The following is a 23,862-nucleotide window of genomic DNA, read 5'->3' on the forward strand; positions in this document are numbered from 1 at the left end:
GAAGGGCTGAACCATGTCCGAACCCTCGTTCCTGCCCGAGGCCCGCGCCTACCGCCTGCGCAACGCGCGCGTGCCCGGAGCCTTCCTGACGGGCGGCGTACCCGCCGGCGCGATCCTCGACGGGGATGCTTGCGCGCTCATCGACATCGTCGTTGCGGACGGCGTCATCGCCGGCCTCCTGCCGGCGGGGGCCTCGCCGGACACGTTGCCGGCCGCCGATCTTGCCGGGCGGCAGGCCTGGCCGCGCCTCGTCGATGCGCACACCCATCTCGACAAGGGCCATACGGTCGCCCGCACGCCCAATCCGGACGGCGACTTCCCCGGCGCCCGCGACGCCACCACGGCGGATCGCACCCGCCACTGGGATGCGGAGGATCTGCGCCGCCGCATGGCCTACGGTCTCGCCTGCGCCTTCGCCCACGGCACCGGCGCGATCCGCACCCATCTCGACAGCCAGGACAGCGCAGGGGAGGGGGCGCTGCGCGACCAGGCCGCGACGACCTGGGCGGTGTTCCGGGAGATGCGGGCGGCCTGGGCCGGGCGGATCGCGCTCCAGGGCGTCGGCCTGACCCCGATCGATGCCTACGCCACCGCGTACGGGCGCCGTCTCGCCGACCTGATCGCGGAGTCGGACGGGCTGATCGGCGGCGTGACCCGGCCGACCGGCGGTCTGCACGGCGGGGCGCTGGCCGAGATCGACGCCCTGCTCGACCGTCTGTTCCGCCTCGCCCGGGAGCGCAACCTCGATGTGGACCTCCATGTCGACGAGACCGGCGATCCCGCCGCGGCGTCCCTCGACGCGGTCGCGCGGGCGACCCTGCGCCACGGCTACGAGGGCCGCGTCACCTGCGGGCATTGCTGCAGTCTCGCGCTCCAGCCCGACGCGCAGGCGTCAGACACGATCGCGCGGGTGGCGCAGGCGGGGATCCGCATCGTGACGCTGCCGACGGTCAACATGTACCTCCAGGATCGGCAGCGGGGGCGCACCCCGCGCTGGCGCGGCGTCGCCCCGGTCCAGGAACTGATGGCGGCCGGCGTGCCCGTGATGGTCGCGGGCGACAATTGCCGCGATGCGTTCTACGCCTATGGCGACCACGACATGCTCGACACGTTCCGGGCGTCGGTGCGCATCCTCCATCTCGATCACCCGCTGGCCGGGGCGCCCGCGCTCGCCGGGCCTGTGCCGGGGGCGATGATGGGGCTTCCCCATGCCGGCACGATCCGCGAGGGCGCCCCCGCCGACCTGATTCTCCTGCCGGCGCGCAGCCTCAACGAGGTCGTCGCGCGGCCGCATGCGGATCGAATCGTCGTGGTCGCGGGCCGGGCGATCGCGGCGCGTCGGCCAGCCTATGAAGCCCTGAGCGGCGAGGCCGCCCCCTGGTAGGCGGCCTCGGGATGGGGTGATGGGTGCGCAAGAGCACGCGCCGCGAAAGAGGCGTGCCAGAGACTCCACTCTGTCGAAAAAACCTGCAAATTTCCGCTAATATCCAGTGATAATTGATGTTTTTAGGTTCGGGCTCTGAGCGGCCCCGCAGCCGCATCTCGGCTGTGCCGTATCTATGTGCACAGGCCCAAAGCAGTTCGTGTTGTTTTACAAGGCATCGATGCTCAGTTTGTGGGACATCCGACGTCGCTGGGTTTGAACGCGACGCCGAAGCCAGTCTCGGAGATTGACGACATGATCTCACGCATCGTTGCCGGCGCGGTCCTCGGCCTCGCCCTCAGCACCGCCGCCTCGGCCCAGAGCTACAACGCCCCGGCCGGCATCCCCGCCGTCACCGCCCCGGGCGGCCTCGTCGGCATCGCCGGTCCGGGCAATGTCGAGCGCTACCTCGACCGTGACGGCCGCCACGGCACCGTGTCCGTTGATGGCGTCTACACCACCGGCTCCACCGTCCGCGGCAGCCAGGCCGTTCGCGGGCACTGACGCCTCTCGACGGTCTGACGGCCTCCGTTTCGACGGTCCGAAGGGCCGGTCGCGCATCGACGCGGCCGGCCCTTTTTCATGGCATCCCCGGCCGGACGCTCATCTCCAGCTTTTCGATTTTATCGAACGTTTCGTTCGATCTTATTCCAGTTTTCGGAAAGCTCATGCGGGTCCATCTTCGCTCCATCAGATGACGGACGAACCGGCCGTCACCGCGACCCACCGATGGAGTGTCCCATGTCCCGCATCCTCACCGCTTCCGTTCTCGCCCTCGCCCTCACCACCGCCGCTTCGGCCCAGAGCTACAACGCCCCGGCCGGTATCCCCACCGCTGCCGCCCCGGGCAGCCTCAGCGACGATGCCGGCGCCGTGTTGCGCCCCACGGCGCGCGATGCCCGCCTCGGCACCCTGCCGGCGGACGCCAACCTGACCACCGGCTCGGTGCGGCGGACGCATCACGCGCGCTGAAGAGCCTCCTCGGGCGAAACGCCCGATCGCCGGGAGACCCGGCGCAGGAGCGATCCAGAATCGGCGCTGCCCGAAGCCGGCCCTTTTTTCGAGGGCCGGCTTCGCCGCGTTCGGCCGCGGCTTCGCGCTTGCTTGTCGGAGCTTTCGCCGCGGCGGCGGGGCGCCGGAGGGGGCAGAGCGCATGCAGGGACCGGGGACGCCGACACTCGACCAGCTCCGGGTGTTCCTCACCGTGGTCGAGACCGGCAGCTTCGCCGCGGCCGGGCGCCGGCTCAACCGCGCGACCTCCGTCATCAGCTACACGATCGCCAATCTGGAGCTTCAGCTTGGATTGGCCCTGTTCGATCGCGAGGCGACGCGCCGGCCCCAGCTCACCGAAGGCGGCCGGGCCGTGCTGGCGGAGGCCCGCACCGTCGCCCACGGCATCGACACGCTGCGGGCCAAGGTGAGCGGCCTGCTCGGCGGACTGGAGGCCGAACTCGGCTTCGTGTCGAGCGTGCTGATGCCCGGAGACCGGCTCGTCGATGCGCTCACCGCGTTCCAGTCCACCTTCCCGACCGTCACCCTGCGCCTCAACGTCGAGGCGCTCGGGGCGGCCCAGCAACTCATTACGGATGGCCGGGCCGATCTCGGGATCGCCGTGGAGTTGTGGACCCGCGACAGCGACCCGCTCGAACTGATCTCCGTGGGCGAGGTCGAGATGCTGCCCGTCGCCGCGCCGAACCATCCGCTTGCCGGGGCGGACGGTCTGGTGCCGGGGGCGGCGCGCGAGCATGTCCAGCTCGTCATCACCGACCGCTCGCCGCTGTCGCAGGACCAGGAGTTCGGCGTGGTCGCCAACCGTACGTGGCGGCTGTCGGACCTCAGCACCAAGCACACCCTGCTGCTCGCCGGAATCGGCTGGGGCAGCATGCCCGCGCACATGGTCGAGGCGGACATCGCCGCGGGCCGCCTCGTCGAGCTGAGCCTGCCGGAGGTCCGGCGCCGTCGGCTGCCGCTCACGATGATCTACCGCACCGACCATCCCCCGGGGCCGGCCGGGCGCTGGCTCATCCGCCGCTTCGTCGAGCAGGCGGAGCGCGAGGCGGCCGCGCGGGCGGCTTGACGGTCGAAGTGGTTCAGGCGCCCGCGCCCACGGCCCCGTCCGTCCCCGGATAGACGAGCGGATCGCCCGCGCGCCGGTTGTCGTAGACGGCCTCGCCCGCGACCCAGGTCGCGCGCACCGTGCGGTGGTCGCCGAGCGTCATCAGCACGAACAGCAACTCCTCGATGCTGGAGCAGGTGCCGGTGCGGAAGCCCAGGAGCGGCGTCGCCGCGAGGTCGAGGACGCAGAGATCCGCATCGTGCCCCGGCGCGATCCGCCCGATCCGGTCGTCCAGCCGCAGCGCTTCCGCCCCGCCGAGCGTCGCGAGCCAGAACGCCCGCACGGCGTCGAGCTTGGTCCCGCGCAACGCCGCGACCTTGTAGGATTCGCCGAGCGTCTTCAGCAGCGACAGGGTCGTGCCGGCGCCGACATCGGTGCCGAGCCCGACCCGCACCGGCCGGCGCGGATCCAGCGCGTCGAACAGCCGGAACAGGCCGCTGCCGAGAAAGCCGTTCGAGGTCGGGCAATGGGCGATCGCCGCGCCCCGCGCGTGGCAGGTGCAGAAATCCTCCTCCGACATGTGGACCGCGTGGCCGAGCACCGTGCGCGGGCCGACGAGACCGGACTGGACGTAGACGTCGAGGTAGCTCGCCCGATCGGGAAACAGTTCGCGCACCCAGGCGATCTCGTCGGTGTTCTCGCACAGATGGGTCTGGAGGAAGAGCGCGTCGTGCTCCCGCATCAGGGTGCCGGCGGCATCGAGCTGGGCTTGCGTGCAGGAGGGGGCGAAGCGCGGCGTGACGCAGTAATGCTGGCGCCCGCGCCCGTGCCAGCGTTCGATCAGGGCGCGGCTCTCGTCGTTGCCGCGCTGCGCCGTGTCGAGGAGCCCGGCCGGGGCGTTGCGGTCCATCAGGACCTTGCCGGCGATCATCCGAGTGTTGAAGCGGGCCGACTCGGCGAAGAACGCCTCGACCGAGCCGGGATGGACGGTGCAGTAGACCACCGCCGTGGTGGTGCCCGCCCCCAGGATCTCGCGGAAGAACAGCTTGGCCACTCGCTCGGCATGGGCCTGGTCGGCGAACTGCAACTCGGCGGGGAAGGTGTATTTCTCGAGCCAGGCCAGCAGTTGCTCGCCGTAGGAGGCGATCATCTGCAGCTGCGGATAATGGACGTGAGTGTCGATCAGGCCGGGCAGGATCAGGGCGTTTTCGTAGGCGACGACCTCCACGCCCGCCGGGATCCTGTCCGACAAGTCCGAAAAGTCGCCGAAGGCGGTAATACGCCCGTCCTCGATCAGGATCAGGGCGTCGGCCACGTGCTGAAGGCAGCCCTCGCTCAGGAAGGGGTTGCCGGTCAGGCTCACCGCCTGTCCGCGGATCGCCCGGATCCGGGCCGGTGCCGCCGTCATGCGTCCACCGCTTCCCGTTCCTGGCTCTTCTGCGCGGCCATGACCTTCCGAAAAATCCGGTCGGGGGCGAACGGCGTCGCGGTCAGCCGCACGCCGGTGGCGTCGCGGATCGCGTTGGCCAAGGCGGCGGCGACGGGGTTGTAGGGCGCCTCGCTCATCGATTTGGCGCCCAGCGGCCCGACCGTGTCGTAGGTGTCGGCGAACAGAACCTCGGTCACCGGCACGTCGGCCATCGCCGGGATGTGGTAGTTGCGCAAGGTGCGCGTGACGACCGCGCCCGCCTCGTCGAAGCGGTAGTCCTCGTAGAGGGCGGCGCCGAGCGCCTGCGCCACCCCGCCCTCGATCTGCCCGCGGCACTGGATCGGGTTGATGACCCGGCCGGCATCCGCCGCCTGGACGCTCCTGAGGATGCGGATCTCTCCGGTCTGCGGATGGACGGCCACGCGAAACGCCTGGACGTTGAAGGCGACCGAGCGCGGCGTCCCGTCCGCCTCGCCCGCGGCTTCGAAGGCCGAACTCTCGGCCAGAGCGGTCAGGGCGACGAATCCGGCGGGTGTCTCGACGCCGTCTCCGGTCAGGCGGCAGTCGGCGGGTGCGGCGCCGGTCCGCGCGGCGGCGGCCGCGCGAAGCTGGTCCGCCAGCGCCGTGGCCGCGCGGAAATTCGCTTGGCCCGCGACCACGGTGCCGGTGCTGCCGTAGGCGCCGGTATCGTGGCTGACGGCGTCGGTGTCGGCCTGGATTAGGCGGATGCGCTCGGGTGTGGTGCCGAGCACCTCGGCGGCGATCTGCCCGTGCACGGTGCTGGTGCCGTTGCCGAACTCGGCGGTGCCGACCGCGAGGGCATAGGTCCCGTCCGGTTCGAGGCGGATGCGGGCATGGGCGACGTGGCCGCGCGGCGGGATCGTGTCGATCATGGCCATGGCCATACCCTCGCCGACGCACCAGTCCGGCCCCGGCGCCGCCGCGCCGCGGCCGTCCGTCAGGGCGGCCTGGGCGCGGTCGAGGCACTGGTCGAGCCCGTAGGAGCCGTAGACGACGTCGTGCGGCTCCAGGCTCGTCGACACCATCGGGTCGCCGGGCCGCACCGCGTTGAGGCGGCGCATCGCGAACGGGTCGATGCCGAGATCGCGCGCGAGTTCGTCCAGCGCCGATTCCACGGCGAAGATCGTCTGGCTCAGGCCGTACCCGCGAAAGGCGCCGGCCGGCAGGGTGTGGGTGTAGACGGCGTAGCCCTCCACCCGCTTGTTCGGGCAGGCATAGGCGGCGATGCTCTCGTTGCAGCCGTGGTGCAGCACGCCGCCGGCATGGTTGCCGTAGGCGCCGGTGTTCGAGAGCACCTTGAGCGAGAGCGCGGTGAGGCGCCCGTCGGCCCGCGCGCCGACCTTCACCCGCACCCGCATCGGATGGCGCGTCGTCGCCGCGGAAAAATTCTCCTCGCGGGTCATCTCGTAGGAGACCGGGCGGCCGGTCCGCAGCACGGCGAGCGCCACGAGATCCTCGGTCAGCATCTCCTGCTTGCCGCCGAAGCCGCCGCCGACCCGGCCGCAGAGCACGCGCACCCGGTCCCGGTCGAGATCGAACAGGCGGCACAGGGCGTCGCGGGTCAGGAAGGGCACCTGCGTCGAGGAGCGCAGCGTCAGCCGACCCTTCGCGTCGAGCCAGCCGAGCGCGCCGTGCGTTTCGAGATGCACGTGCTGCACCCGCTGCGAGACGTACTCCGCCTCGTGGATCCGGTCGGCTTGGCCGAACCCTTCCTCCACATCGCCGATCGTCCCGTGCGCCTCGGCCGCGAGGTTCGGATGCGCGTGGAGCGGCGGCGCATCCTCGCCGGGATGCGGCGGGTCGCGGTCGGCCGGATCGTGCACCAGGGGCGCATCCGGGCGCAAAGCCGCCACCGGGTCGAACACGGCGGGCCGCACGTCGTAGGCGACGCGCAGCGCGCGCACGCCCGCGGCGGCCGCCGCCGCGCTCTCGGCGACCACCGCCGCGACGCGCTGGCCGTGGAAGCGGATCACGGAATCGAGGACGGCCGTGTCGGCGGCGTCGTCCAGGGGGTTCTCGTGCCGCCCGGTCGAGAAGCGGCGGCGCGGCGCGTCCTCGTGCGTGAGCACCGCGATCACGCCGGGCACGGCCAGCGCCGCCGCCCGGTCGATGCTGCGGATGCGGGCATGGGCGTGGGGGGCGCGCAGCACCTTGAGGTGCAGCAGACCCGGCACGGCGGTGTCGAAGGTGAAGGCGGCCCGGCCGGAGACGACGGCTCGGCTCGCCGGGGCCGGCAGGCTGCGGCCGACCGGGCCACCCTCGCCGCCCGCATCGATATCCGCATCGACATGCGCGCGGCCGGCCACGGCATCGCGGATCGCCCGGTAGCCGGTGCAGCGGCAGAGATTGCCCTTGAGCGCCGTGCCGAGATCCTGCCGCTGGCCCTGGTCGAGGGCGGCGGCCGTCATGATCATGCCCGGGGTGCAGAAGCCGCACTGGAATCCCTGTGCGTCGCAGAATGCGTCCTGCGTCGGGTGGAGGTGTTCGGGCGCCGCGTCGCCCGGCGCGCAGGGGCCGGCGAGGCCCTCGATCGTCGTGATGCCGCGCCCCTCCGCGAGGAAGGCGGGCATGAGGCAGGAATGGACCGGTTCACCGTCGAGATGGACGGTACAGGCGCCGCAATCGCCCGCATCGCAGCCCTTCTTGACCCCGAACCAGCCGAGATCCCGCAGCAGCGTGCGCAGGCACTGGCCGGGCCGCGGCGCGGCCTCCTGGACCTGCCCGTTGACGGTGAGCCTCATCGGGCGAGTTCCTCCCGGATCTCCTCGGCGATGAGCCCGGTGACGTGCCGTCGCCAGTCCGGCGCGCCGTGAACGTCGTCGTACCAGCCGTCCTCGGGGATCGCCGCCGCAATCGCCTCCTGGAGCGCGACCGCCGCCGGAAGCGCATCGAAGCGGAGCTGGACCGGCCGCGGCGTCGAAGCCGTCACGGTCAGCGCGAAGGCGCCGGCCCGGTCACGCGTCCCGATCACCAGCGCCCCGGAGCGGCCCTCGGGGGAGAGGGCGATGCGCCGGAAGGCCGTGCGCCGCCGCAGCGCGGCGGCGGGCAGGTCGATGCCGCGCAGGATCTCGCCGGGGGCGAGCGCCGTGCGCTGCGGACCGAGGATGAACGCCGTGACGGGCAGGCGCCGCTCGCCGCCGCCGGGCCGGGCCAGCAGGCAGGTACCGTCGAGGGCTGCGGTCAGCGCGATCATCGGCCCGGCGGGCAGCGCCGTGCAGAGGTTGCCGCCGACGCTGGCGCGGTTCCAGATCTTGAACGAGCCGAGCAGCGCCCGGCAGCATTGTCCGACGAGCGGCGCCGCGACCCAGTCCCGCGGCAGGGCGAGCCGGTCGAGTTCGGCGATGGTGCCGGTCGCCGACAGGCGAAGGCCCGCCTCGGAGATCTCGGCCGCCGGCCAGCCGAGGGCGGACAGGTCGATCAGCCGGGCGAGCGCCGGCTGCGGCTCGGAGAACAGCCACGTCCCGCCCGCGAGCCAGGCATCGCCCTCGCGCCAGGGGGGCAGTTCGTCGAGGCCGGCCGGTCTCAGGACGGCGGTGATCGTGTCGAGATCCATCGGAAGGCCGGCTTGCAAGTTCCTATCCAGCGCAGGGCACTGGAGCTTACACGGTTTCGATGTGATGATTTCAGGGTACGCGGCTTTCCCCCTCGCCGCACGCGCGGAGAGGGGGATGCGCGAACGGATCCCCTTGCGGGCCTACTGCCCCTCGGCTGCCGTCACCGCATGGGTCCAGGCCCCCTCGGGCTTGCGGGTGATGACGGGCTGGTCCGTGCCGCCGGCGAGCAGGATCGCGACCGTGCGGTCGTAATCGGCGGGGTCGAGCCGGCCGCCGGACGTGTCGAGCAGCTTGGCGATCTCGCGCATCATCCGCTTCTGGTGCTTTTCGGTCTGGGCACCGCTGGCGTCGTTCTCCAGCACGATCTCGGCCGCCTCGTCCGGATGGGCGGCGGCGTAGGCCCAGCCCTTCTCGGAGGCCGCCACGAACTTCGCCAGCCGGGCGACGAAGGCCTTGTCCTTCAGCTTCGGTTCGAGGGCGTAGAGCCCGTCCTCGAGGGCCGCGACGCCCTGGTCCTCGTAGCGGAAGACGACGAGCTGTTCCGGCTTGAAGCCGGCATCGATCACCTGCCAGTACTCGTTGTAGCTCATGGTCGAGACGCAGTCGGCTTGGCGCTGGATCAAGGGATCGACGTTGAAGCCCTGCTTCAGCACGGTCACGCCGCCGGGCGAACCGTCGGTCTTGAGGCCGAGCTTGGCCATCCAGGCTAGGAACGGATACTCGTTGCCGGCGTACCAGACCCCGAGCGTCCGGCCCTTCAGGTCGGCGGGCGTCTTGATGCCGGTATCGGCCCGGCAGGTCAGCATCAGGCCGGATTTCTTGAAGGGCTGCGCGATGTTGACGAGCGGCACGCCCTTCTCGCGCGAGGCCAGCGCCGAGGGCATCCAGTCGACGACGACATCGGCGCCGCCGCCCGCGATGACCTGGGGCGGGGCCACGTCGGGTCCGCCCGGCTTGATCGTCACGTCGAGCCCGGCCTCCTTGTAGTAGCCCTTGGCCTGCGCGACGTAGTAGCCGGCAAACTGTGCCTGCGGCACCCATTTGAGCTGGAGCGTGACCCGCTCCGCCGCCCGCGCTCCGCCCACGGCGAGCCCGAGCAGGGCCGCCCCCGCACAGAGGAGCGCGCTTACCGTTTTCCCCGCCATCTCCAGCCTCTCCCTTTTGGCCTTCGGCCGTGGTGTTTTCGAACGAATGCGGGCGGATCCCGCCGTCAGCCGGTGCGCACCGACGGATGCCAGCCGGTCGCGACGCGCTCGGCCAGGGCGATCAGGCCGTAGAAGGCCGATCCCGCCAGGGCCGCCAGCGCGATCTCGGCCCAGACCATGTCGAGGGAGAGCCGCGCCGCCTCGATCGAGATGCGAAAGCCCATGCCGACGATGGGCGTGCCGAAGAACTCGGCCACGATCGCCCCGATCAGCGCCAGCGTCGCGTTGACCTTCAGGGCGGTGAACAGGAAGGGCAGGGCCATGGGCAGGCGCAGGCTCAGGAGCGTGCGCCCATAGCCCGCCGCGTAGGTGCGCATCAGGTCGCGCTCGATTCCGCCCGTGGCGGCGAGGCCGGCGCCGGCCTGGACCAGCATCGGGAAGAAGGTCATCACGGCGACCACCGCGGCCTTCGACGGCCAGTCGAAGCCGAACCACATCACCATGATCGGGGCGATGCCGACGATCGGCAGCGCCGAGGCGACGTTCGCAACCGGCAGGAGGCCGCGCCCGAGGACGGGCAGCCGGTCGGCCAGAATGGCGACGCCGAGGCCCGACAGGGAGCCGATGACGTAGCCGGGCAGGGCCGACTTCAGGCAGGTCTGGACGAAATCCGCCCCAAGGACCGGAAGCGCGGTGGCGAAGCGCGCGGCGATCGCCGAGGGCGGCGGCATCAGTACGGCGGGCACGCCCACACCGACGACGAGGGCCTCCCACAGCACCAGAACGAGGAGCCCGAACAGCAGCGGCACGGAAAGCCGCACGAGGCGCCGGCCCGTCGCCGTTCGCGGCTCCAGGGCGGCGATGTCGCGCGCGGCCAATGTGGCGGCCAGCCAGACCAGGAAGGCGGCGAGCCAGAAGCCCGGTCCCGCCGCGCCGGCCGTGCCGGACCGGTGGGCGGCGACCGCGAGCGCCGCCCCGCCGATCAAGGCGACGGGGGTGAGCAGGCCGATCCGTGCGGCGCGGCGCGTCATCGTGCGCTCCTTGGGACACGTCCCGCGGGCCGGGCGCCGAGGGCGCGGGCGGTGGCGGCTTCCGCAAGGCCGATCCCCTGGACGAGGAGGGCCGAGAGCGCCGCCGCCGCGAACAGGGCCGCCCAGATCTGGATCGTCTGGCCGTAATAGGAGCCGGCGAGCAGCCGCGCGCCGAGCCCGGCCTGGGCCCCGGTCGGCAGTTCGGCAACGATGGTGCCGACGAGGCTCGCCGCCACCGCGATCTTCAGGCTCGCGAACAGGTACGGCAGGGCGGCCGGCCAGCGCAGCCGCGCCAGGATCTGCCCGCGCGAGGCCGAGTAGGTCCGCATCAGGTCGCGCTGGATCCGGTCGGGGGCGTTCAGCCCCTTCACCATGCCGACGGTGACGGGGAAGAAGCAGAGATAGGCCGCGATCACCGCCTTCGGCAGCAGGCCGGTCAGGCCGGCCGCGCCCAAAGCCACGATGATGATCGGCGCCACCGCTAGGATCGGCACGGTCTGGGAGGCGACGATCCAGGGCATCAGGCTCGCCTCGACGCTGCGCAGGTGCACGATCGCGACCGCCAGCGCGATGCCGAGCAGCGAGCCGATGGCAAAGCCCATGAGCGTCGCCGAGAGGGTGACCCAGGCGTGGGTGAGAAGGCTGCGCTTCGAGCCGAGCGGCATGCCGACGATGCTGCGCCACAGCTCCGAGACCACCTGATGCGGTGCCGGCACGACGGGCCGCTCCTGCGCCATCGTCGCCGCGGCGATTTTTTCCGCGTCGGGTATCGCGCCAGCCCGCGCCAAGGCGTCCGCGGCGCCGTTCCAGTTGCCGAAGAGGGCGGCGAGATACCAGCCCGCGAGAAGCGCGAGCACGACGCCCATGACCGGCAGCGCCCGGCCGTGCGGAGAAAAAGCCGCCTTACGCGTCATAGGCGTGACCCGCGCGCAGGCCCTCGCGCACCCGCTGGCCGAGGCGCAGGAATTCGGGCGATTCCCGGATCTCCAGCGGGCGCTCCCGCCCGAGCGCGGTGCAATCGACGATGTCGATGATGCGGCCGGGGCGCGGCGACATCACCACCACGCGGGTCGAGAGGTAGACCGCCTCGGGGATCGAGTGGGTCACGAACAGGACCGTCTTGGCGGTCTTGCGCCATAGTTCGAGGAGCTGCGCGTTGAGGTGATCGCGCACGATCTCGTCCAATGCGCCGAAGGGCTCGTCCATCAGCAGGAGCTTGGGATCGAAGCAGAGGGCGCGGGCGATCGAGGCCCGCTGCTGCATGCCGCCGGAGAGCTGCCAGGGGAACTTGTTGGCGAAGCCGAAGAGCTGAACGAGGTCGAGGTAATGCGCCACCCGCTCCCGCCGCTCGGCGCGCGGCACGCCGAAGATCTCGAGCGGCAGCGCGACGTTGCGCGCGATGGTCCGCCACGGATAGAGCGCGGGCGCCTGGAACACGAAGCCGTAGTCGCGCCGCAGCCGGGCCGCCTCCGCGCCGACGCCGTTGACCGTCAACTCGCCGCCGGTCGGCTGTTCGAGGTCGGCGACGCAGCGCAGCAGCGTGGTCTTGCCGCAGCCGGACGGGCCGATGAACGAGACGAACTCGCCCGGCGCCACCGCGAGATCGACGTTCGAGAGGGCGTGAACCGGCCCGTCGGCGGTGGTGTAAGTCAGCGACAGCCCGCGCGCCGCGATGACCGGCGCCGCGATGACCGGCCCCTCCTGCGCCGCGCGCGGGGCCGCTGGCTCGAACTCGGGCGGCTGTTTGAGGGCGAGGGCGCCGGCACGCGACATGGCAGGCTTTCGTTCCGTGGGGTTCGGGGCGGCTCTCGACCGGTCGTGCGGGAGCCGGGGGCGGTTCGAGGAGAAGGCGGGCCCGCCGCCGGACGGCGTCGCAGCACCGGATCGAGCATTTTCCGTGCCGCCCGGTGCTTTCGGGCGCGGCGTCACGCGACCAAGCGCAAAGCCGCCGCGTCGCGCCGGTTCAGGTGGCAGGTCTGGTGGTCCGCCGTGTTCGTGTCGGCGAGTTCGAGGTTGAAGAAGCTGCGCTCGGCCCCCTCGAACAGCGGCCCCGCGTGCCAGCTTCCGCGGTAGAGCATCACGGCGACGTCGCCGGGGATCGCGAAGGCGCGGATCGCGTCGAGGGCGGGCTCGGCGCTTGGATCATCGAGCCCCTCCGGCGGCGCCACCGCCAGCACCCAGGGGAGCCCGCCGACCGAGGCGAGCGTCTGCGTGCAGGCCCGGTGGCGGGTGATGCCGGAGACCGTGAGCCCGCGCCCCGGGATGCGCATGATGTAGAAGCGCGGCGTGCCGGTCCCGAATTCGAGTTGTGCGTCCTGCGGGCCGAACGGCGTGCCGTCCGCGCCCGCGGCGATGACGGTGCCGAACGGCGCGAAGGCCTCCGGCGTCAGGGGCTCGATGCGCAGGTCGCGGGTGGCGACGCCGCCGGGCGAAGCGTCGGACATGGCTCAGGCGCTCCTGAGGGCCAGCACCGGCCCCTCAGGGGGCCGGGCTCCGATGGCGCGGGCGCCGCGCGCCGGCTCGGCCGGTGCGGATCCGCCGCGCGGCGCGCGGGGAAGCGTGCGGTAGCGGCGCTCGCTGTAGAGCAGCGCGTCGGCCTGCCCCGCCGCGGCGACGGCCTCGACCGCGCAGTAGAGCACGTCGTGGCTGCCGACGGCGTGGCGCTCGACGATGCGGCAATCGAAGCTGACCAGGGCGTCGGTGAGCGCGGGCGCCCCGCTGCCCAGCCGCCGCCACGTGCCCGCCGCGAAGCGCTCGTCCATGGGCGTGCGGCCCCCGAACAGGCCCGCCACCGTCTCATGCCCCTCGCCGAGGGTGTTCACGCACAGCGCCCCGTTGCGGATGAGAGGGGCGTAGGCGGAGGCGGCGCGGTTGACGCAGACCAGCAGCGTCGGCGGTGCGTCGCTGACGCTGCACACGGCCGAGGCGGTGAAGCCGGCCCGCCCGCCCGGACCGTCGGTGGTGATCAGATGCACCGCGCTCGCGAGCCGGGACATCGCCTCGCGGTAGGCGCTCGCATCGACGGGGACGGCGCTCTCGGTCTCGGACACGGTCATGGCGGCGGCCTTTCGTGAGGTCGGGGCGCTTCAGGGGCTTGCGAGGAAGTCGAGGAGCGTGCGGTTGAAGGCGTCGGGGCGGGTGACGCTGTGCGCGTGGCCGCCCTCGGGTGCGAGGTCGAGGCGGGCGTTGGGGAGCCCGGCCGCGAGCACGTCCGAGGCGGTGAAGGGCACGAGCACGTCGTCGCGCGCGGCCATGAGCAGGGTCTCGTGCGGGATGCGCGCGAGGGCGCCGGTCGCGTCGAACGCCTCCAGCGCGGCGATGCGCGCCAGCACCGTCTCGGCGCCGGGGAAATGCGCCAGCGCCTGCGCCTCGTCGTCCGCGACCCGCGCGGCGTTCTCCGACAGCCAGGGCGCCGGGTAGAGGAAGATGGCTTGTGCGCGCACGAAGGCTTCGGGCCCCGCTTGCGTCAGCAGCGCCTTGCGGGCGGAAAAGCAGCGGCGGGTCGCCGGGTCCATCACCGCCCAGCCGTTGATCATCACGATCCGCCCGACCCGCTCCGGATGGGTGAGGGCGAGGTGCAGGGCGATGAGGCCGCCGAGTGCGTGGCCGACGATGTCGGTCGTGCCGATGCCGAGATGGTCGAGCAGGGCGAGGACGTCGCGGGCCATGGCCGCGATGTCGTGACCCGGCTCCAGCGGACCCGGCGAGCGCCCGGTGCCGCGGTGATCGTAGGTGACGACCCGGAAGCGCTCGGCCAGCGCCGGCACTTGCGGCGCGAAGTAATGCGCCGAGCCGCCGAGCCCGGGCGAGAGCAGCACGGTGCGCGCGCCCTCCGGCCCGTGCAGCGCGTGGTGGACGGGCGCGGCCATCGGCTCAGGCCGGCTTGCCGAGATGGGCGACCGAGGCGATCTCGACGAGCGCCGTCGGTTTCACCAGTCCGCACTGGATGCAGTAGCGCGCCGGCTTCTCGCCGGGGAAGTACTCGGCATAGACGGCGTTGATGGCGCCGTAATCGGCCCAGTCCTTGAGGAAGATGTGGTTGAAGGTGACGTCGTCCATCGAGCCGCCCGCGGCCTCGACGACGCCCTTGATCGTCTCCAGCACGTGCCGGGTCTGCGCGCCGGCATCACCCTCGTGGACGACGTTCGCCTCCGCATCGAGCGGCAGGGTGCCGGAGACGTAGAGCACGCCGTCGGCGAGTGTGCCGGGCACGTAGGGCGCGAGCGGCTTGCCGGTGCCGGGCGGGATCACGACGGTCTTGGGCATGGGAGTCTCCGGTCAGGCGGGGATGCGGCGGGCCTCGTCGGGATGAAGCGCGGCCTCGAAGGCGGCGACGTCCGACACCCAGCCGAAGAAGGTCTCGATGTTGCGCAACGCCCCTTCCTGCAGGCTCGGCGGGCCGGCCTGATGGGTGGCGTCGGCGAGCACGACCCCGAAATATTCGCGGTGGTAGCCGTCGCGCAGGGTCGATTCCACGCAGACATTCGTGGCGATGCCGGTGAAGACCAGCGTGCGGATGCCGCGCGCCCGCAGCATGCTGTCGAGCGGCGTGTTGTAGAAGCCGCTGTAGCGGGGCTTGCCCAGGACGATGTCGCCGGGCTCCGGCGTCAGCGCGTCGATCAGCGCGTAGTCCCAGGTGCCCTTGGCGAGCAGCCGCTCGTTCATCTCCGGCCGGCGGCGCATGGTCTTGAGCGCGTTCGACTTGTGCCAGTTCGGCGAGCCCGGTCCCCCGGCCTCGACGTAGTCCGGATCCCAGCCGTTCTGAAACCAGATGACGCGGATGCCGGCCGCGCGGGCCGCCGCCACGGCCCGGGCGATCCGCTCGATCACCGGTCCGGTCGCCGAGACGTCGAAGCCGGCGAGGTCGAGATAGCCGCCCTTGGTCGCGTAGGCGTTCTGCATGTCGACGACGATCAGCGCGGTCGCGTCCGCGTCGAAGGCGATCGGCTCGGGGCGCGCCGTCAGCGTGACCGCGCCGTGGCGGCCGGACGGATCGCGGTAGCCCGCGGGGGCATCGTCCATCACGCCACCTCCGCCAGCGCTTCGCCGGTGACGTGCCGGCGCGAGGCCATCAGCGGCTGGATCTTCGTGCCGAAATCGTCGAGGCCCTTCAGGAAGTCGTCGAAGACGAGCAGCACGCCGCCGGTGCCCGGCACGGTCACCACCTCGTCGAGGAGCGCGGCGACGGTCGCGTAGGAGCCCACCAGCGTGCCCATGTTGATGTTCACCGCCGAGGTCGGGTCGGCCATCTGGCGGATGTTGGTGTCGGCGCCGGACTTGGTGTCGGCCGCGCCCTGGAGGCCGAGCCACGTGATCGCTTCCTGATCCGCGCCGGCCTTGTAGTGCTCCCACTTGGCGCGGGCCGCCTCGTCGGTCTCGTCGCTGATGATCATGAACAGGACGTAGGAGGACACGTCGCGGCCGGTCTTCGCCTTGGCCTCCTCCAGCCGCTCCACGGTCGGGGCGAAGGCGGTCGGCGTGTTGACCCCCTTGCCGAAGCAGAAATTGTAGTCGGCGTAGGTCGCGGTGAAGGCCATGCCGGCGGCGCTCTGCCCGGCGCAGATGATCTTCATCTCCGCCTGAGGGCGCGGGCTCAGGCGGCAATCCTCCATCTGGAAGAATTCGCCCTTGAGATCGCTGCTTCCGGTCTCCCACAGATCGCGCAGTACCTGCGCGTATTCGGAAAGATACGCGTAGCGGCGGCCGAAGTATTCGTCGCCGGGCCAAAGGCCCATCTGGGAATATTCCGGCCGCTGCCAGCCGGTGACGAGATTGAGGCCGAAGCGGCCGTTCGAGATCGAGTCGATGGTCGAGGCCATGCGCGCGACGATGGCCGGCGGCAGGCACAGGGTCGGCGCCGTGGCGTAGAGCTTGATCCGGCTCGTGACCGCCGCGAGCCCGGCCATCAGCGTGAAGGATTCGAGGTTGTGATCCCAGAACTCGGTCTTGCCGCCGAAGCCGCGCAGCTTGATCATCGAGAGCGCGAAGTCGAGACCGTACTGTTCCGCCTTGAGCGTGATCTGCTTGTTGAGTTCGAAGCTCGGCATGTACTGCGGAGCATTCTCCGACAGAAGCCAGCCGTTGTTGCCGATCGGAATGAAGACGCCGATATTCATGGCCTGATTGTTGGCCTGGGTCATGACAAACCCTCGCTCGCTCGTCCGGCCGGCGCTGTGAAGGGCCGGCGACTGATCTGAACGGTAGCGATTCAGACCATTTGGTCAAACTCTCAGAGCCGATATTTGACCGTTTGCACAAACTCTCCGCGCCATGCCCGCGCGGCGGGCCGTCTCTGCTTACGGCCGATGCGGTTTCGTCCGGCTTTCGTCGGTCTTGGTGCGGGGTTCGCCCGAATCAGGACAGTCCGAGGCTCGCCAGGATCAGCCTCTGGGTGCTCTCCACCGTCTGCTCGAAGAAGGCCTCGTCGCTCAGGTCGCGCCCGGTGATGGCCTCCACCTGCACCGCGAAGTCGGCGTAGTGCTGGGTGACCGCCCAGATCGCGAAGACGAGATGGCGGGGATCGTGCGGGGCGATGCGCCCCTCCGCGATCCACCCGCGCAGCACCGCGGCCTTGGCCTCGACCAAGTCCCGCAGGGGGCCTTCGAGTTCGGCGCGGAGCAGCGGCGCGCCCTGGACGATCTCCAGGCAGAACAGCCGCGAGGCCCGCGGCGCATCCCGCGACAGGGTGATCTTCGAGCGGATGTAGCGCTTGAGCGCCTCGGCCGGCTCGGATTCCGCGTCGAGGGCATGGAGCGGGTCGAGCCAGACATCGAGCACGCGCCGCAGCACGGCGACGTAGAGGTCTTCCTTGGTGCGGAAATAGTAGAGCAGGTTCGTCTTCGAGAGCCCGGCACGCAGGGCGATCTGGTCGAGGCTGGCGCCGTGCAGGCCGACGGTCGAGAAGATCTCGAGGCCTGCATCGAGCACGGCTTCCCGCCGCAGGGCGCCGTCGCGCCGCTGCCGGCGCGCAGGGGCCCCGATCCCGCTTCCGACCACGCCCGAGCCTCCCGATCCGTCACCGCCCCTCACGCGGCTCTCCGGATCACGTATCCGATCCGGCGCGCCCGACCAATCGCCGAGGCCGCGCAGCCACCGGACCTCCCGCGCGACCGAAGATCGTCACCCGAGCGCGATGATCCAGGGCTCGCCGAAGGTATGCTCCTCCAGGTTCACTCCGGGGCCGCTCCGGTCGATCACCCAGAAAGCCTGGGGCTCGTCGAGCGGCGTGAGAACGCCGTGCCACGTGCCGACCGCGTAGCAGACGCCCTGGCCGGGGGCGGTCATGAAGGCACGGGGCCGGCCGGGCGCGCCGCCCTCGTCCGGACAGACGACGACGAGGAACGGCGCGTCGTTGCGCGGAATGAAGGCCTGGGCGCCGAGCGGGTGGCGCTCGACGAGGCTCAGGTGAAGCGGCAGCAGGTAGGGATCGGCCTCGACGAAGCCGATCACCACCCCCCCGTCCGGATCCGCCACGGCCACCCGCGCGAGGTCGTGGAAGCGGCGGGCCTTGCCGGCGTTCATCGGCCGCGGGGCGACATCCGCCCGGTCGATCACGGTGCCGAACGGCGCGAAGGCCTCCCGCGTCAGGGGCTCGACGGGGATCCGCCGATCGCTCATCGCGACGCCCCGAACGGCGCCAGCGCCGCGTGCCGGTTCACGTCCTTGTAGAGCAGGTAGCGGAACGGGCCGGGGCCGCCGGCGTAGCAGGCCTGCGGGCAGTAGGCGCGCAGCCACAGGAAGTCGCCGGCCTCGACCTCGACCCAGTCGCGGTTGAGCCGGTAGACCGCCTTGCCCTCCAGCACGAACAGGCCGTGCTCCATCACATGCGTCTCCTCGAACGGGATCGAGGCGCCGGGCCGCAGGGTGACGATGTTGACGTGCATGTCGTGGCGGACGTCCTCGGGCGAGACGAAGCGGGTGGTGGCCCAGGCGCCGTCCGTGTCGGGCATTGCCGCCGGGGCAACCTCGGATTCGTGGGTGACGAGGGCCGGCGGAGACGCGATGCCCTCGACGCGCGCATAGGCCTTGCGGATCCAGTGGAAGCGCGCCGGCTCGGTTCCCTCGCCGCGCAGGCTCCAGGCCGCTCCCGGCGGCAGGTAGGCGTAGCTGCCGGGCCGCAGGGCATGCGCCTGCCCTTCGAGGACGAGGCGGAGGCGGCCGCCGACCACGAACAGCACGCCCTCGGCGCAGGCGTCGGGCTCCGGCCGCTCGCTGCCGCCACCGGGCGCCACCTCCATCAGATACTGCGCGAACGTCTCGGAGAAGCCCGACAGCGGCCGCGCCAGCATCCAGGCCCGCGTCCCCTCCCAGAACGGCAGCACGCTCGTGACGATGTCGCGCATCACCCCCTTCGGGATGACGGCGTAGGCCTCGGTGAACACGGCCCGGCCCGTCATCAGCGCCGTCTGGGGGGGCAGGCCGCCGCAGGGCGGGTTGTAGGGGGAGACGGTCATTGCGCGGGGTTCCGTTGTCGCTAAAGGCCGATGGTGGGGCGGGGATCTCAGCGCGCGGCGTCCGCGAGCCAGGCCGCGATCACGCCGCGCTCCTCATCGGTCATCTCGGTGACGTTGTTGGGCGGCATGTTGTGCGTCAGCACGACCTGCCGCCGGATCGCCTCGGCCTGACGGCCGATGGCCTCGGCGGTGTCGAGACGAACGCCCTTCGGCGCCACGCCGATCCCGTCCCAGATCGGCTCGGCCGCATGGCACATGGCGCAGCGCCCCGCGACGAGTTCGACGACGTGGTCCGGCGGCGCGGCGCGCCCCTGACCGGCCGAGGCCAGGGCGGCGGCCGGCGGGCCTTCGGCCTGCGGAGGCAGGCCCAGCACGGCGCGGCCCCCGGCGCTTCCGGCCACCGCGAGAACGAAGGCGGCGGCCAGCCCCGCCGAGGCCGCGGCCCAGGCCCACCAGGGCGAGCGGGCATGGTCGGCATGGCGCACGTTGTAGAAGTAGCGGATCACCGCACCCGAGGCGGTGACGAGCGCGACGATGAGCGGGATCGTCGCCTTCGAGGCGAACAGAATCGGGTAGTGGTTGGCGATCATCATCAGGACGACCGGCAGCGTCAGGTAGTTGTTCTGCGCCGAGCGCTGCTTGGCCTGTTGGCCGAGGCTCGGGTCCGGCCGCTCTCCCTTCAGCAGCGCGGCGACCACCTTGCGCTGGTTCGGGATGATGATGAAGAAGACGTTGCCGGCCATCCAGGTCGCCATCAGGGCGCCGGTATGGATCAGCGCGCCGCGGCCGCTGAACACCTGCGAGAAGCCGAAGGCGGCGAGCGTGATGGCCAGCAGGCCGACCGCCGCGAGGCCGGTCTCGCTCGCTCCGAGCCTTGAGCGGCAGATGCGGTCGTAGACCAGCCAGCCGAGGGCCAGGGCGCCGATGCCGAGCGCCGCCGCGGCGGGGGCCGACAGGTCCATCACCGCCGGATCGACGAGGTAGAGCTGCGACTGCGCGTAGTAGATCCAGGCCAGCAGCACGAAGCCCGACAGCCACGTCGTGTAGGCCTGCCACTTGTGCCAGGTGAGGTCCGGGGAGAGATGCTCCGGCGCGACGAAATACTTGCGCATCTCGTAGAAGCCGCCGCCATGCACCTGCCAGGCCGCGGCGCCCGCGCCGGCCGGGATGTCCGGCGTGCGCTTCAGCGATGCGTCGAGATGCATGAAGAAGAACGACGAGCCGATCCAGGCCATCGCCGCCACGATGTGGAGCCAGCGCAGCAGCAGGCTCCCCCATTCCCAGACGAAGCTCTCCACGGCCTCTCCCTCCAGCGTCCGGCTGCAATCCTACCGCTGCCGGCGGGCCTGTATGCCCATCAAATTCCTTGCCAGTTTTCGAAATTTTCGCTCAATCGAGGGCCATGTCGGCAAGGCCGCGAGGCTCGGACGAGAGCCGGGGAGGGCTCGGAGGGGGATGCTGTCCCTGGAGAGTATCCGCATCTTCATGCGCGCGGCGGAGACCGGCAGCTTCTCGGCGGCCGGACGCTCCCTGCGCCTGTCGCCCTCGGTGATCAGCTACCGCATCCAGACGCTGGAGCAGCACCTCGGCTGCCTGCTGCTCACCCGCACGACGCGGCGAATGAACCTGACGGAGGCCGGCCGCGTCTTCTACGACCGCTGCCTCGACATCGCCGCCTCCGTGGAGCGCGCGGAGAAGAGCGTCGAGACCGAGGGCGCCGCGCCGCGCGGGACGCTGAAGGTCACCGCTCCGCTGACGCTCGGCCGGCGCGTCGTGGCGCCGTTGATCCCCGCCTTCCGCGAGCGCCACCCGGAGGCGGATGTCCACCTTCGGCTCTCCGATCATCTGCTCGACCTCGTGCAGGAGGCCGTCGACGTGGCGGTCCGCCTCGCGCAGATGCGCGACTCGAGCTTCACCCTGCGCAAGATCGCCGATATCGAGCGGATCCTGTGCGCCTCTCCGGCCTATCTCGCCGAGCATCCCGCCCCCGGGAGCCCGGCCGAGCTCATCGATCATGCCTGCCTGCTGCTGCGCTTTCCCGGATCCGAGCAGTTCCGCTGGAGCGTGCGCGACGGCGACGAGGTCGTGACGCTGCCGGTCTCCGGCCCCATCGACGCGGATGACGGCGACGTGCTGACCGAATGGGCACTCCAGGGGCTGGGCATCGTCCTCAAGCCCGTCTTCGAGGTGGCGCCCCATCTCGCCGACGGCCGCCTCGTGCCGGTCCTGCCGGGTACGCCGCCCACGCCCGTGACCCTCGGCGTCGTCTACCCATCGCGAAAGATGCTGCCCAGCCGCGCCAAGACCTTCATCGAGATGACGACGGAGGCCCTGCGCGCCCATGTCGGCGCCCAACTCGACCTGATCGGCCGGCGCCCGGCGCGGTAGGCGCCGGCGCCGGGAAGGCCGCCCGCGGATGGATCAATCCCCCGCAGGCAGCCGGTCCTTCAGGCGCAGCCACGCGATCCGTTCGATCTGGCGCAAAGCCTCCTCGAATTCCCGCTCGGGATCGTTGCGCAGCCGCGCCTCGAACGCCGCCAGGATCGCCTCGCTGTCGCTGTCCTTGATGGCCATGACGAAGGGCAGGTCGAAGCGTTCCCGGTAGGCCGCGTTCAGCCGCTCGAACCGTGCCAACGCCTCGGCCGAGAGCGCGCCGAGGCCGGCGCTGCCCTGCTCGGCGGTGGAGGCTTGCGTCAACTGCCCCGCCTGGGCGAGCCGGCCGGCGAGTTCGGGATGGGCGCGGATGAGGGCGCGCTGCCGCTCGGCGGGCAGGCCGCGCAGGGCGCCGACGAGCGCGGCATGGAGCCCCTCCGCGCTGTCCTCGCGCGCGGTCAGGCCGGCCTGCCACGCCCGCAGCGCGATTTCCGGCGTGTCCTCGAAGATGTCGCCGAACCGGGTGAGGAACTGCGCCGCGCTCATGGTGCTCGGCCGCAAGATCTCGGCCGGGTGCCGCGCCGTCCAGTGCCGGGCGATGTCGATGCGGCGCGCCAGCCAGACGCCGTCATGGGCGGCGACATGGTCGAGGAAGCGCGCGAGCGCGGCGATGCGGCCGGGCCGGCCGACCAGCCGGCAGTGCAGGCCCACCGACATCATCTTCGGCGCGGCGGCGCCCTCCGCGTAGAGCGCGTCGAAGCTGTCGCGCAGGTAGGTGAAGAAGTGCTCGCCGGTGTTGAAGCCCTGCGCGGTGGCGAAGCGCATGTCGTTCGCGTCGAGGGTGTAGGGCACCACGAGGCCGGTGCCGGCCCGTCCGTACAGCCAGTAGGGCAGATCGTCGGCGTAGGAATCGGCGAGATAGGCGAAGTTCCGTTCCAGCCCGAGTTCCAGCGTGTTGACGGAGGAGCGGCCGGTGTACCAGCCGAGGGGGCGCTCGCCCGTCACCTCTTCGTGCAGGCGGATCGCCGCATCCATCTGCGCCGCCTCCTCCGCCCGCTTCATGTCGCGGTAATCGATCCACTTGAGGCCGTGGCTGGCGATCTCCCAATCCGCCTCCCGCATCGCGGCCACGACCTCCGGGTTGCGCGCGAGCGCGGTGGCGACGCCGAACACGGTCACCGGAACGCCGCGTTGCGTGAACAGCCGCCACAGCCGCCAGAAGCCCGCGCGGGCGCCGTACTCGTAGATCGACTCCATGTTCATGTGGCGCATGCCCGGCCAGGGCGCGGCACCGACGATCTCGGACAGGAACGCTTCGGAGGCCGCATCCCCGTGCAGGATGCAGTTCTCGCCCCCCTCCTCGTAGTTGAGCACGATCTGCACGGCGATCCGGGCGCCGCCGGGCCAATCCGCCTGCGGAACGTCGCGGCCGTATCCGATCAAATCGCGGGAGGTGTGCATCGATGACCCCGGCTCTGCCGCGGACGCGCGCGGATCTTTGCGGAGGCGCCACGATAGCGCCGCGCGCGTCCGTGATCTGCCGGACTTTTTCAAAGCTGCTCGCGAAAATCCGGGATGGTGCGCCGGGGCAAGGGGCCGGAGCAAGGGTTCGCGATCGCGGCGCTCATCAGGAAGCGCCGTGGCGCGATCGGCGTCGGTGGGCCGGTTGTATCGAAGCCCGCCCGACCAGGGTTGCGATGTTCAGGGCGCATCGCGGCGACCCCGCGATGTGAATGCCGACGCCGGCACATCCACGTCCCATTCAGCCAAGAGGCTCCTTAGCCAGGGGACTTGTCTCGGTGACGGCCCCGTCATCTTCCCCTGTCTTCATTCGCAGGAAGTAAAATGGTGAATGGCACGCGCTTTCGTCGGTGCGGATGATCGATTGTCGCGGGATGTGCCTCGCGAATTTTGCGAAGGTCTGGTCCGCCAATGCGGCGAAGTCCGACCTCGTCCACGCCCGGAGCGGCGAACCGGATTACGCGAAGAGCGTTCCGCAGGGGCCCGAAGATCCGGGCCACCGCGGATCGTTCGAGTGCGGGACGGCGCAGATGCCGGTCCTGGGCCTGATCCGCGACTGCGCCACGGCGGTGTCCGACGGCGGCGAGCAGCGCCGTTCGGAGGTCGTCCATGGCGACCTCAACGCCATCATCGTGCCCGGGCCGCGCACCGCTTCATCCAGGCCGGGCGCGATCTCACCCGGGGTCGCCTGATGCGAGGCCATCGGAACGATACGCCGCGACGACCTTCCCTGGCCCGCCATGATTTCACCCGGCATCCCGTGTCCGGAAGCCGCTCGATCGAGGTGAGATCCATCCCGCCCTTCAACTGAGCGGCCGAGGCAGGGCGAGCGGGCGGTGTGTCGAGAGCGGGTTGC

Annotated in this window: 24 protein-coding genes; 6 read left to right on the forward strand and 18 right to left on the reverse strand. The window is 71.3% G+C overall.

Annotated elements, in window-relative coordinates; translation table 11 throughout:
* Positions 1-13: 13 nt before the first annotated feature.
* The 4 genes from HNR51_RS15410 (at position 14) to HNR51_RS15425 (ending at position 3,500) form a co-directional block, all read left to right on the forward strand.
* A complete protein-coding gene (locus tag HNR51_RS15410; RefSeq protein WP_182555502.1) occupies positions 14-1,384 on the forward strand; it encodes a cytosine deaminase in 1,371 nt (456 codons plus the stop codon).
* A 294-nt stretch (positions 1,385-1,678) separates the two neighbouring features.
* Entirely contained in the window at positions 1,679-1,927 is a 249-nt protein-coding gene (locus HNR51_RS15415; RefSeq protein ID WP_182555503.1) for a hypothetical protein, read from the forward strand.
* Positions 1,928-2,164: 237 nt separating this feature from the next.
* A complete protein-coding gene (locus HNR51_RS15420; RefSeq protein ID WP_012453014.1) occupies positions 2,165-2,395 on the forward strand; it encodes a hypothetical protein in 231 nt (76 codons plus the stop codon).
* Positions 2,396-2,576: 181 nt separating this feature from the next.
* Positions 2,577-3,500, forward strand: coding sequence for a LysR family transcriptional regulator (locus HNR51_RS15425; protein WP_182555504.1), 924 nt, complete (start codon positions 2,577-2,579; stop codon positions 3,498-3,500).
* 13 nt (positions 3,501-3,513) lie between these two features.
* Here the strand turns inward: HNR51_RS15425 and guaD are convergent, their stop codons facing one another.
* The 17 genes from guaD to HNR51_RS15510 all read right to left on the reverse strand — a co-directional run bounded on the left by guaD (position 3,514) and on the right by HNR51_RS15510 (position 20,410).
* Positions 3,514-4,887, reverse strand: coding sequence for a guanine deaminase (gene guaD, locus HNR51_RS15430; RefSeq protein ID WP_182555505.1), 1,374 nt, complete (start codon positions 4,885-4,887; stop codon positions 3,514-3,516).
* Entirely contained in the window at positions 4,884-7,670 is a 2,787-nt protein-coding gene (locus HNR51_RS15435) for a molybdopterin-dependent oxidoreductase (RefSeq protein WP_182555506.1), read from the reverse strand. The genes guaD and HNR51_RS15435 overlap by 4 nt, the downstream gene beginning before the upstream one ends.
* Complete coding sequence (locus HNR51_RS15440; protein ID WP_182555672.1) at positions 7,667-8,482, reverse strand: FAD binding domain-containing protein; 816 nt, start codon at positions 8,480-8,482, stop codon at positions 7,667-7,669. The genes HNR51_RS15435 and HNR51_RS15440 overlap by 4 nt, the downstream gene beginning before the upstream one ends.
* Positions 8,483-8,623: 141 nt before the next feature.
* Complete coding sequence (locus HNR51_RS15445) at positions 8,624-9,628, reverse strand: ABC transporter substrate-binding protein (protein WP_012453009.1); 1,005 nt, start codon at positions 9,626-9,628, stop codon at positions 8,624-8,626.
* Positions 9,629-9,693: 65 nt separating this feature from the next.
* On the reverse strand, positions 9,694-10,659 hold the full coding sequence (locus HNR51_RS15450) for an ABC transporter permease (RefSeq protein WP_182555507.1): 966 nt from the start codon (positions 10,657-10,659) through the stop codon (positions 9,694-9,696).
* The gene (locus HNR51_RS15455) at positions 10,656-11,573 is read right to left on the reverse strand and encodes an ABC transporter permease (protein ID WP_182555508.1); all 918 of its coding nucleotides are present in this window, start codon (positions 11,571-11,573) and stop codon (positions 10,656-10,658) included. The genes HNR51_RS15450 and HNR51_RS15455 overlap by 4 nt, the downstream gene beginning before the upstream one ends.
* Positions 11,563-12,432: an ABC transporter ATP-binding protein gene (locus HNR51_RS15460; protein ID WP_182555509.1), complete on the reverse strand. Its 870-nt coding sequence runs from the start codon at positions 12,430-12,432 to the stop codon at positions 11,563-11,565. Before HNR51_RS15460 ends, HNR51_RS15455 begins: the two co-directional genes overlap by 11 nt.
* A 152-nt stretch (positions 12,433-12,584) precedes the next feature.
* Positions 12,585-13,103 (reverse strand): ureidoglycolate lyase, encoded by a 519-nt coding sequence (locus HNR51_RS15465; RefSeq protein WP_182555510.1) that lies wholly within the window; start codon positions 13,101-13,103, stop codon positions 12,585-12,587.
* 3 nt (positions 13,104-13,106) lie between these two features.
* Positions 13,107-13,709, reverse strand: coding sequence for an NADH-dependent FMN reductase RutF (gene rutF, locus HNR51_RS15470; RefSeq protein ID WP_373325201.1), 603 nt, complete (start codon positions 13,707-13,709; stop codon positions 13,107-13,109).
* 36 nt (positions 13,710-13,745) lie between these two features.
* Positions 13,746-14,528: a pyrimidine utilization protein D gene (gene rutD, locus HNR51_RS15475; protein WP_182555512.1), complete on the reverse strand. Its 783-nt coding sequence runs from the start codon at positions 14,526-14,528 to the stop codon at positions 13,746-13,748.
* 4 nt (positions 14,529-14,532) lie between these two features.
* Positions 14,533-14,925 carry a pyrimidine utilization protein C gene (gene rutC, locus HNR51_RS15480; protein WP_141950650.1) on the reverse strand — a complete coding sequence of 131 codons (393 nt, stop codon included), beginning with the start codon at positions 14,923-14,925 and terminating at the stop codon, positions 14,533-14,535.
* A gap of 12 nt (positions 14,926-14,937) precedes the next feature.
* The gene (gene rutB / locus HNR51_RS15485) at positions 14,938-15,684 is read right to left on the reverse strand and encodes a pyrimidine utilization protein B (protein ID WP_283215054.1); all 747 of its coding nucleotides are present in this window, start codon (positions 15,682-15,684) and stop codon (positions 14,938-14,940) included.
* The gene (gene rutA / locus HNR51_RS15490) at positions 15,681-16,775 is read right to left on the reverse strand and encodes a pyrimidine utilization protein A (RefSeq protein ID WP_182555673.1); all 1,095 of its coding nucleotides are present in this window, start codon (positions 16,773-16,775) and stop codon (positions 15,681-15,683) included. The genes rutB and rutA overlap by 4 nt, the downstream gene beginning before the upstream one ends.
* 238 nt (positions 16,776-17,013) lie before the next feature.
* Positions 17,014-17,655 carry an HTH-type transcriptional regulator RutR gene (gene rutR, locus HNR51_RS15495; RefSeq protein ID WP_141954717.1) on the reverse strand — a complete coding sequence of 214 codons (642 nt, stop codon included), beginning with the start codon at positions 17,653-17,655 and terminating at the stop codon, positions 17,014-17,016.
* Between the two features lie 123 nt (positions 17,656-17,778).
* Complete coding sequence (locus HNR51_RS15500) at positions 17,779-18,276, reverse strand: ureidoglycolate lyase (protein ID WP_182555514.1); 498 nt, start codon at positions 18,274-18,276, stop codon at positions 17,779-17,781.
* Positions 18,273-19,112, reverse strand: coding sequence for a bifunctional allantoicase/(S)-ureidoglycine aminohydrolase (locus tag HNR51_RS15505; RefSeq protein WP_182555515.1), 840 nt, complete (start codon positions 19,110-19,112; stop codon positions 18,273-18,275). Before HNR51_RS15505 ends, HNR51_RS15500 begins: the two co-directional genes overlap by 4 nt.
* Before the next feature lie 47 nt (positions 19,113-19,159).
* On the reverse strand, positions 19,160-20,410 hold the full coding sequence (locus tag HNR51_RS15510; protein ID WP_182555516.1) for a urate hydroxylase PuuD: 1,251 nt from the start codon (positions 20,408-20,410) through the stop codon (positions 19,160-19,162).
* 157 nt (positions 20,411-20,567) lie between these two features.
* Between HNR51_RS15510 and HNR51_RS15515 the strand changes: the two genes are divergently transcribed.
* Positions 20,568-21,500 carry a LysR family transcriptional regulator gene (locus HNR51_RS15515; RefSeq protein ID WP_182555517.1) on the forward strand — a complete coding sequence of 311 codons (933 nt, stop codon included), beginning with the start codon at positions 20,568-20,570 and terminating at the stop codon, positions 21,498-21,500.
* A 33-nt stretch (positions 21,501-21,533) separates the two neighbouring features.
* Here HNR51_RS15515 and puuE read toward each other — a convergent pair whose 3' ends face one another.
* Complete coding sequence (puuE, locus tag HNR51_RS15520) at positions 21,534-22,946, reverse strand: allantoinase PuuE (RefSeq protein WP_182555518.1); 1,413 nt, start codon at positions 22,944-22,946, stop codon at positions 21,534-21,536.
* Positions 22,947-23,380: 434 nt separating this feature from the next.
* On the opposite strand from puuE, the gene HNR51_RS15525 reads away from it, so the two are divergent.
* Positions 23,381-23,698, forward strand: a complete 318-nt coding sequence (locus HNR51_RS15525; RefSeq protein WP_182555519.1) for a hypothetical protein — start codon at positions 23,381-23,383, stop codon at positions 23,696-23,698.
* The last annotated feature ends 164 nt before the right edge of the window (positions 23,699-23,862 follow it).

The organism is Methylorubrum thiocyanatum, assembly GCA_014138645.1.
GTDB lineage: Bacteria > Pseudomonadota > Alphaproteobacteria > Rhizobiales > Beijerinckiaceae > Methylobacterium > Methylobacterium thiocyanatum.